Source organism: Hoylesella timonensis 4401737 = DSM 22865 = JCM 15640 (genome assembly GCF_000455445.1).
In the GTDB taxonomy this organism is placed as follows: domain Bacteria; phylum Bacteroidota; class Bacteroidia; order Bacteroidales; family Bacteroidaceae; genus Prevotella; species Prevotella timonensis.
The window spans coordinates 4,834-11,679 of the sequence record NZ_HG417102.1; the positions used below are offsets into that span (position 1 = coordinate 4,834).

Annotated in this window: 6 protein-coding genes and 1 pseudogene; 5 read left to right on the top strand and 2 right to left on the bottom strand. The window is 41.6% G+C overall.

What is annotated here, in order from left to right; all coding sequences use genetic code 11:
* Nucleotides 1–256 precede the first annotated feature (256 nt).
* Both aroC and BN35_RS11525 read right to left on the bottom strand, forming a co-directional pair.
* Nucleotides 257–1,333, bottom strand: coding sequence for a chorismate synthase (aroC, locus tag BN35_RS11520; protein WP_025073166.1), 1,077 nt, complete (start codon nt 1,331–1,333; stop codon nt 257–259).
* A gap of 45 nt (nt 1,334–1,378) precedes the next feature.
* Nucleotides 1,379–1,948, bottom strand: coding sequence for an FKBP-type peptidyl-prolyl cis-trans isomerase (locus tag BN35_RS11525; RefSeq protein WP_025073167.1), 570 nt, complete (start codon nt 1,946–1,948; stop codon nt 1,379–1,381).
* Nucleotides 1,949–2,723: 775 nt separating this feature from the next.
* Between BN35_RS11525 and BN35_RS11530 the strand changes: the two genes are divergently transcribed.
* The 5 genes and pseudogenes from BN35_RS11530 to BN35_RS13965 all read left to right on the top strand — a co-directional run.
* Nucleotides 2,724–4,946 (top strand): S8 family serine peptidase, encoded by a 2,223-nt coding sequence (locus tag BN35_RS11530; RefSeq protein WP_028901336.1) that lies wholly within the window; start codon nt 2,724–2,726, stop codon nt 4,944–4,946.
* Nucleotides 4,947–5,118: 172 nt separating this feature from the next.
* Complete coding sequence (fldA, locus tag BN35_RS11535; RefSeq protein WP_025073168.1) at nt 5,119–5,607, top strand: flavodoxin FldA; 489 nt, start codon at nt 5,119–5,121, stop codon at nt 5,605–5,607.
* A gap of 38 nt (nt 5,608–5,645) precedes the next feature.
* Entirely contained in the window at nt 5,646–6,038 is a 393-nt protein-coding gene (locus BN35_RS11540) for a DUF2023 family protein (protein ID WP_025073169.1), read from the top strand.
* A gap of 207 nt (nt 6,039–6,245) precedes the next feature.
* Complete coding sequence (locus BN35_RS11545; protein ID WP_044071540.1) at nt 6,246–6,632, top strand: ISAon1 family transposase N-terminal region protein; 387 nt, start codon at nt 6,246–6,248, stop codon at nt 6,630–6,632.
* A pseudogene (locus BN35_RS13965) lies at nt 6,598–6,846 on the top strand (ISAon1 family transposase); the annotation flags it as partial. The gene BN35_RS11545 and the pseudogene BN35_RS13965, both read left to right, overlap by 35 nt.

Here is a 6,846-nt window from a genome sequence, read left to right on the forward strand (position 1 = left end):
TCTGAAATCATTGCTGCGTACCAATTGGGACAGGCGAAGAATACCCTGACGCATGTCTACTGGAGTGCAACAAACCCGAAAAACATTTGTTTCGTTGAGCACAAACATAAGTTTTTCGGGCAAAGGTAGTAAGGCAGGAAGGCCACGCAAAGGCGGCTAATATTGGATACTTACGCTGCAAATCTACAAAAGTTTCTAAAATTCTTATCAAAAAAAGATGTGAATTATTATATTACGTGCATATTTATTTTCTATTTTACCTCAATATAGCCTGATGTAACATCCACGAATCCAACAAGACCATAGCCGCCATCGCTTCAACGATGGGTACAGCACGAGGAACGACACACGAATCATGACGCCCCTGAGCCTTGTAAGTAACCTCACTGCCCGCAACGTCTACTGTTTGTTGCGACTGCAGTAGGGTAGCAACGGGCTTGAAAGCTACGCGAAAATAAATATCCTCTCCACTACTTATTCCTCCAAGAATTCCACCACTATGATTGGTTTTTGTGTGTATGTCCCCATCCTTCATAGAAAAAGAATCGTTCATCTCGCTCCCTCGTTGCGTAGCACACGCAAAGCCCTCACCGTATTCAAAACCTTTCGCTGCATTGATAGAGAGCATTGCGGCACCGAGTTGTGCATGGAGCTTGCCAAATTCAGGCTCTCCCAACCCTACAGGACATCCTTTAATGACGCACGTCACTACACCACCGATGGTGTCGCCATTCAACTTCGTCTGCCTAATCAGTGCTTCCATCTCCTTTGCTTTCTCCTCATCGGGGCATCGGACGGCATTCTCTTCGGTTTTGTCAAGATTGTATAGCCGATAATCTTGCTGTAAAGCAATTTGTCCAACCTGTGAAACGTAGGCTTGAATCTGAATCCCATGTTTTTGCAACACTAATTTGGCTAAGGCACCTGCCACACATCTGCTAAGCGTAATACGAGCCGAAGTGCGTCCTCCGCCACGATAATCACGACAACCATACTTTTGTTGATAAGTGTAATCGGCATGCGAAGGGCGATAAAGATTTTTCAGCGATTCGTAATCCTTCGTGTGTTGATTGGTGTTTTCAACCATAAAAGCGATGGGTGCACCCGTAGACTTTCCTTCAAAAATACCACTGAGAAAACTAACCACATCGTGTTCTTGTCGGTTGGTGGTGATAGGGCTTTGCCCCGGACGCCGTCTATTCAATTCGTGTTGCACAAAATCCTTGTCAATAACAATGCCTGGCGGCATGCCATCGATAACGCCCCCAACAGCCTCTCCATGACTTTCTCCGAAAGTTGTGAGGGTATAAAGATGTCCAAAGGTATTACGCATAGGCTTCAGATAATTGACAATTGTTTTCTATTAGTTGGATGTTTATTAGCAGTGACCGCCACAACCGTTGCTATCATGGCAGCAACCACCACTACAGCCACCTCCGCATTGACATCCTCCGCCACTCATTTGACTCACCATCGCAGCAATTTCTTCATTGGTAGCCTCACGATTTTCGATAACTTTGCCATTAAATTCAAGTTCTTTTCCTGCCAATGGATGATTCAAATCTACCTTTACACTTGCGTCTGAAATGTTCATCACCCTTGCCATAAATCGAGTACCTTCCTCGTTCTGAAGTTGGACAACGGCACCTTCATAAATGTTTTCTTCGTCAAACTTTCCGTTAACAGTGAAAATTTCTTTCTCTAAATCAAAGATATTCTCTTCCTTAAAACTTCCGTAGGCTTGTTCAGGCGTAAGTTTGATATTAAATTCATCACCTTGTTGAAGATTGATAAGCTGATTTTCAAAATGATCCAAGGTAATGCCGAAACCGCTGATGAACTGAAAGGGGACTTCCGCAGTGGCTTCTTCTACGAGTTCTTTCTTGTTGTTATTGAGGGTATAGAGTTGGTAAGTCACCGCTATAAATTGATTCTTTTTCTTTTCCATTGGTTTTGTTGTGAGATTAGAAATGTTTGTTATTCATTATATAAAAGATATATTACTGCAAATTTACATAAAAATTGCGATATACAAGCTCGTGGGAATAAAGAAAAGTGCATTTTCTTTAGAGCTTTCTCTGTTTCATTGGTTGTAACAACAATGCCACTTCAGTAAATGAGCAGCATCTTTTAATTCTTCTCCTTTTGGGTAAAGGCATTTATTGTTTTTGTCCTATTATTTTACCAAAAAACGCCCATTCAAAATCTTCAAAATAGAAAAAATCAATAGGCAAACCATATACAAAAATGGGCTGATTTTAACAAAATAGACGCCTTTTCAAGTTGAAATATTGAATTAACGGTCTTGGAAACATGTATTAGAGGCATTATTCACATGCTTCAACCCTCCTAAAGCATGCAAATTGCAGGCTTATCTCAATGCTTTAGTCGCCAAAGAATGGTAAAAATAGAAAGAAAAAGAGCAGGATAAAATGTAACAAGTTCAATAACAAGAGGTTATGAAACTTTCGCATATTTCGCGTATTTGCGACCAACTTTGCTGTTGGTTGTTTTCATGCGAGTTATAAGAGGTACTTTGTAAAGAAAATTCAGCATTAATGAGCCTTCTGTGCAGCATTCGCACAGCTTTTATTATGCTGTTTTTTGAAGAGTTTTTTTTTGTTGTAGAAATGCCGTTCTTAAGTGCAAGAATTGTAGTATATCCTAAATAAAAGTGCTGTATTTTTTGTAGCTAACAGATATTTTGCTTTACTTTGCAGGTAATGAAACGTTTGCAATTTTTCTTCACTATCGCCATGTTTTGTACGGTGTGCGCAAGTGCACAACATGCAAACTATGCCAAGATGTCGACAATGGTGAGACAGTTGGCTTTACAGCAAGAGCTGATAGGACGGCAAGGAGATGTAACAGGCACACGTTCAAAGCCCATTTGTTCCAACCAGTCGCAAGAATTGTGTGCATTTGTCAAAGTACGCAAAGATGCACAACGAGTGTTTCAGGAACATCATTGTAAGTCATTGGCACAATTTGGAGACATCTTTATTGTGAGTGTACCATTGCGACAACTTGCCAAACTGTCGCTCGAAAAGTATGTTGATAGAATAGAAACGCGCCGAAGCAATGGCTTGCATACAGATTCATTGGCATACTGCCTTGATGCAATGCCCGTGTATGCAGGAACTTCTCCCTTACCGCAAGCCTATACAGGACGAGGGGTTGTTGTAGGCGTGCAAGATGTGGGGTTTGATTTGACGCACCCCAACTTTTTTGATGCTACTGCAACAAACTATCGCATCCAGCGTTTTTGGGATCAATTGTCGGTAGACACTTTGAAAAACAAAATGTATGTGGGAGCTTCGTATGAAGGAAGGACGGAAATATTGTCTTATGCACATTCGAGAGACGGATTGATACAGACGCATGGCACGCACACCTTAGGCATAGCCGCAGGCAGTGGATATAACAGTGCGTATAGAGGTATGGCGTATGAGAGCGATATTTGTTTGGTCAGTAACTTTGTGGTTGGTGATGAGGCATTGGTAGATTCGGCAAATCGCTACAAATATACCTATGCTACCGATGCTCTTGGTTTTAAGTATATCATGGATTATGCGAAATATAGCAATCAGCCGTGTGTCATCTCGTTTAGCGAAGGTTCACATCAAGATTTCCATGGCGATGATGTTTTGTACAATGCAGTACTGGATAGCTTATCGGGTCCAGGTCGTATCATTATTGCTTCGGCGGGTAACGACGGACAGGTGAAGTCGTATTTTCACAAGCCCATAGGACAAGCAGGGCTGGGGACGTTTGTGGAAGGCAGACCTGACAACGTTTATGTGACATTAAAATCGGCATCGCCTTTTCAAATTAGATTTACTTCCTATGATGATACGAAGCACAGTCATGAGGTGTTTACGCCAGATATTTTGAGGTGTAAAGATTCTATCTATGTGGATACCATGCTGTTGGGCAATAAGCAATACGTGTTCAGTATAGTAGGATACAGGTCATGTTACGACTCTGCAGAGTTGGTGTACGATGTGCGAATGTGGTCAAAGAGCGAGATAGGGCATGCTGTTCCATTCTCTTTTGAGATTTTAGGGGCGCAAGCCGATGTCGAAGTTTTTAGGATGGGTGGCGTTTGGACAGCTAACCAGTTGGATGAACGTCTGTGTGCTGGCGAGTGCACACATAACATTCATTCGCCTGCCTCATTATCTTCTGTTATTGGAGTGGGAGCAACCTCTTACCGAACAGGTATCACCAATTATTTAGGAGAGTGGCGTCCATATAATCAAGGCGTTGGCGGTGTTCGTGGAGCCTATTCGTCTGTTGGTCCTACTTACGATGGGCGTGTTAAACCCGACGTGATGGCGCCAGGGACGAATATTATTTCCTCGTATAGTAGTTATTATCTGGAAAAGAATCCAAAGGCAAACGATATCAAGTCAGACGTTGCGCATTTTGAGTTCAACGGGCGTACCTATGCTTGGAATAGCAATGCAGGAACGTCTATGTCTACTCCAGCCGTGGCAGGAACTGTTGCGCTTTGGCTACAAGCCAAGCCTACGCTAACTCGTGAGGACGTAATGGATGTGTTTGCAAAAACTTGTACTCACTATGATACTTCTTTGACCTACCCAAATAATTGGTATGGCTATGGGCAGGTAGATGTGTATAAGGGACTATTATATATATTAGGTGTAAGTGGGGTGAAAGGTATCTCTTCTCATCAACCAACAGGTGTGCAATTTAAAGTGAGAGCAGATAGAAAAGTTGAAATCAAGCTGAAAGAACCCTCATGTCATCATTTTTCGGTATGTGTGTACAGTACTTCAGGTGTACTTTTGGAGAGAAAGAGTTTTGATGCGGGCTTTTCTTCTTATTTGTTAGACGTATCATCGTATCCCCGAGGGGGCTATGTTATCCAGTTGAATAGCTCTAATCCGTTGATGAAAGGCTCGACTCTTATTAGAATATAATGGTGTTCCAGTGAAGCGAATAACCATTTTTATGTATATAGGCTTCATGATATGTTTTGTTTTATGGGTACGGAATACTTAAAAACCATCACATTTAGGTATTGCATGAGTGTCAAATAGTGTCTACCTTTGCATCAGACAATTATAAAACGTAAAACTAAATAGAAAAAATATGAAGCCAACAGTTGTAATATACGGTTCATCGACAGGAACCTGTCAGGCTATTGCAGAAAAAATTGCAAGCAAATTAGGTGTTGAAGCTATGGATGTAGCTAATCTCAATGAAGATGTATTAAAAAGTCATGACAATCTTATATTAGGTACGTCTACATGGGGATCTGGAGAGATGCAAGACGATTGGTACAGTGGGGTAGAGGTTTTGAAGGATGTTGACTTGTCCAACAAAACAGTAGCCTTGTTCGGTTGTGGTGATGCAGAATCTTATTCAGATACGTTTTGTGGAGGTATGGCAGAGCTTTACCATGCTGTAGAGGGTGCGCATGTAGTGGGTGCAGTGTCTACCGATGGTTACACTTTTGATGACAGTGACGCTGTAATAGATGGTAAGTTTGTCGGTTTAGCACTTGACGATCTCAATGAAGAAGATAAAACTGATGAGCGAATTGATACATGGCTCGCAGAAATCAAGCCAAGTTTATAAATACAACCATCAGAGAAAATATTTGAAACACGATTGACATGAAGACTATAGGGACCTTACCAGCTGAATTAAAGGTACTCATGAATCATATTTATGAGTATAAGAAAGGAGTTCGACAAATGGTACTCTATACCTTTCATAAAAAATATGAAACATTTGCGGTAGAACGACTTGCAAGTCAGCATATTAACTATCTTATACAGCCCGTAGGAAACAATAGTCTAAATTTGTTTTTTGGCACCGAGGCGTGTATTGATGCTGTACGTTTCATAATCCATAAACCGCTCAACGAGTTAACGCCTGAAGAGGATTTTATCTTGGGTGCCATGCTCGGATACGATATTCGCTTGCAGTGTGAGCGGTATTGCAAAAAGAAATGTAAAAAATGTCAAGTAGCATGTGCTGATTGCGATGGCATTATCAAACAGTAAATTATAATATGACCATATAAATAGTTGCGAAACTTTTTAAATCTTGTTCGCTAAATAAGTATTCATAATGTTTTTGTATAATGTGTATAGGGTTGGCTGTGAAGTCAGCCCTTTGCTTTTGATTCACGGTAGCCAGTGTCTGGGCTCAGTAGAAAATCAATGGGGGAATAATTTGTTATTTATCTTAATAATTCCGACCTTCGCATTATGGAAGAAAAAATGTTACGCACCTTGGCAACTCTTGTTTTGCCTTCTCAAATATTAGATTTTTTTACTATAGTTTCTGTCCGTGAGGTTGGACCTGAGTTTCATATTAGTCTTGACGAACGTATGGACAAGACTTTGTCAGGTGATGCCAACTTCGAGTCCAAGGGGTTCATGGAGGCAGTTAATATAACAGACTTCCCTATTCGAGACCATAAGGTGATCTTGAAAATTCGTCGCAGACGATGGACGGATTTGCGCACGGGCAAGAGTTTTACCCTTCCCATCGCTTTAGACATGGTAGCTCAGGGCACCCGTTACTCCAAGGAATTTGGAGCTTTTTTAAAAGAAACGTATGGAGACTTCCCCAGTGACTTGCCGTACGCTTGAAGGTTTCTATCATATTGACGGACACACATTTGAGAAACAATATAAAGAAGTCCTGAGCGGCTTTCGCCAATGGGACCAGATAGAACATGCCGACGAGTGGCTGCTCTTTCCTGACAACATCGGGCCTTCCCTGGCCATTGACGAGACCTCACTGTCCAACGGCGAGCTGTACACTTTTGTGACCAACCGTGCGGCAAGAACACGGGAAGGAAGC

Bases quoted from the DNA above. Each gene is read 5' to 3' on its own strand.
- aroC (WP_025073166.1), bottom strand. From the start codon at position 1,333: ATGCGTAATACCTTTGGACATCTTTATACCCTCACAACTTTCGGAGAA.
- BN35_RS11525 (WP_025073167.1), bottom strand. From the start codon at position 1,948: ATGGAAAAGAAAAAGAATCAATTTATAGCGGTGACTTACCAACTCTAT.
- BN35_RS11530 (WP_028901336.1), top strand. From the start codon at position 2,724: ATGAAACGTTTGCAATTTTTCTTCACTATCGCCATGTTTTGTACGGTG.
- fldA (WP_025073168.1), top strand. From the start codon at position 5,119: ATGAAGCCAACAGTTGTAATATACGGTTCATCGACAGGAACCTGTCAG.
- BN35_RS11540 (WP_025073169.1), top strand. From the start codon at position 5,646: ATGAAGACTATAGGGACCTTACCAGCTGAATTAAAGGTACTCATGAAT.
- BN35_RS11545 (WP_044071540.1), top strand. From the start codon at position 6,246: ATGGAAGAAAAAATGTTACGCACCTTGGCAACTCTTGTTTTGCCTTCT.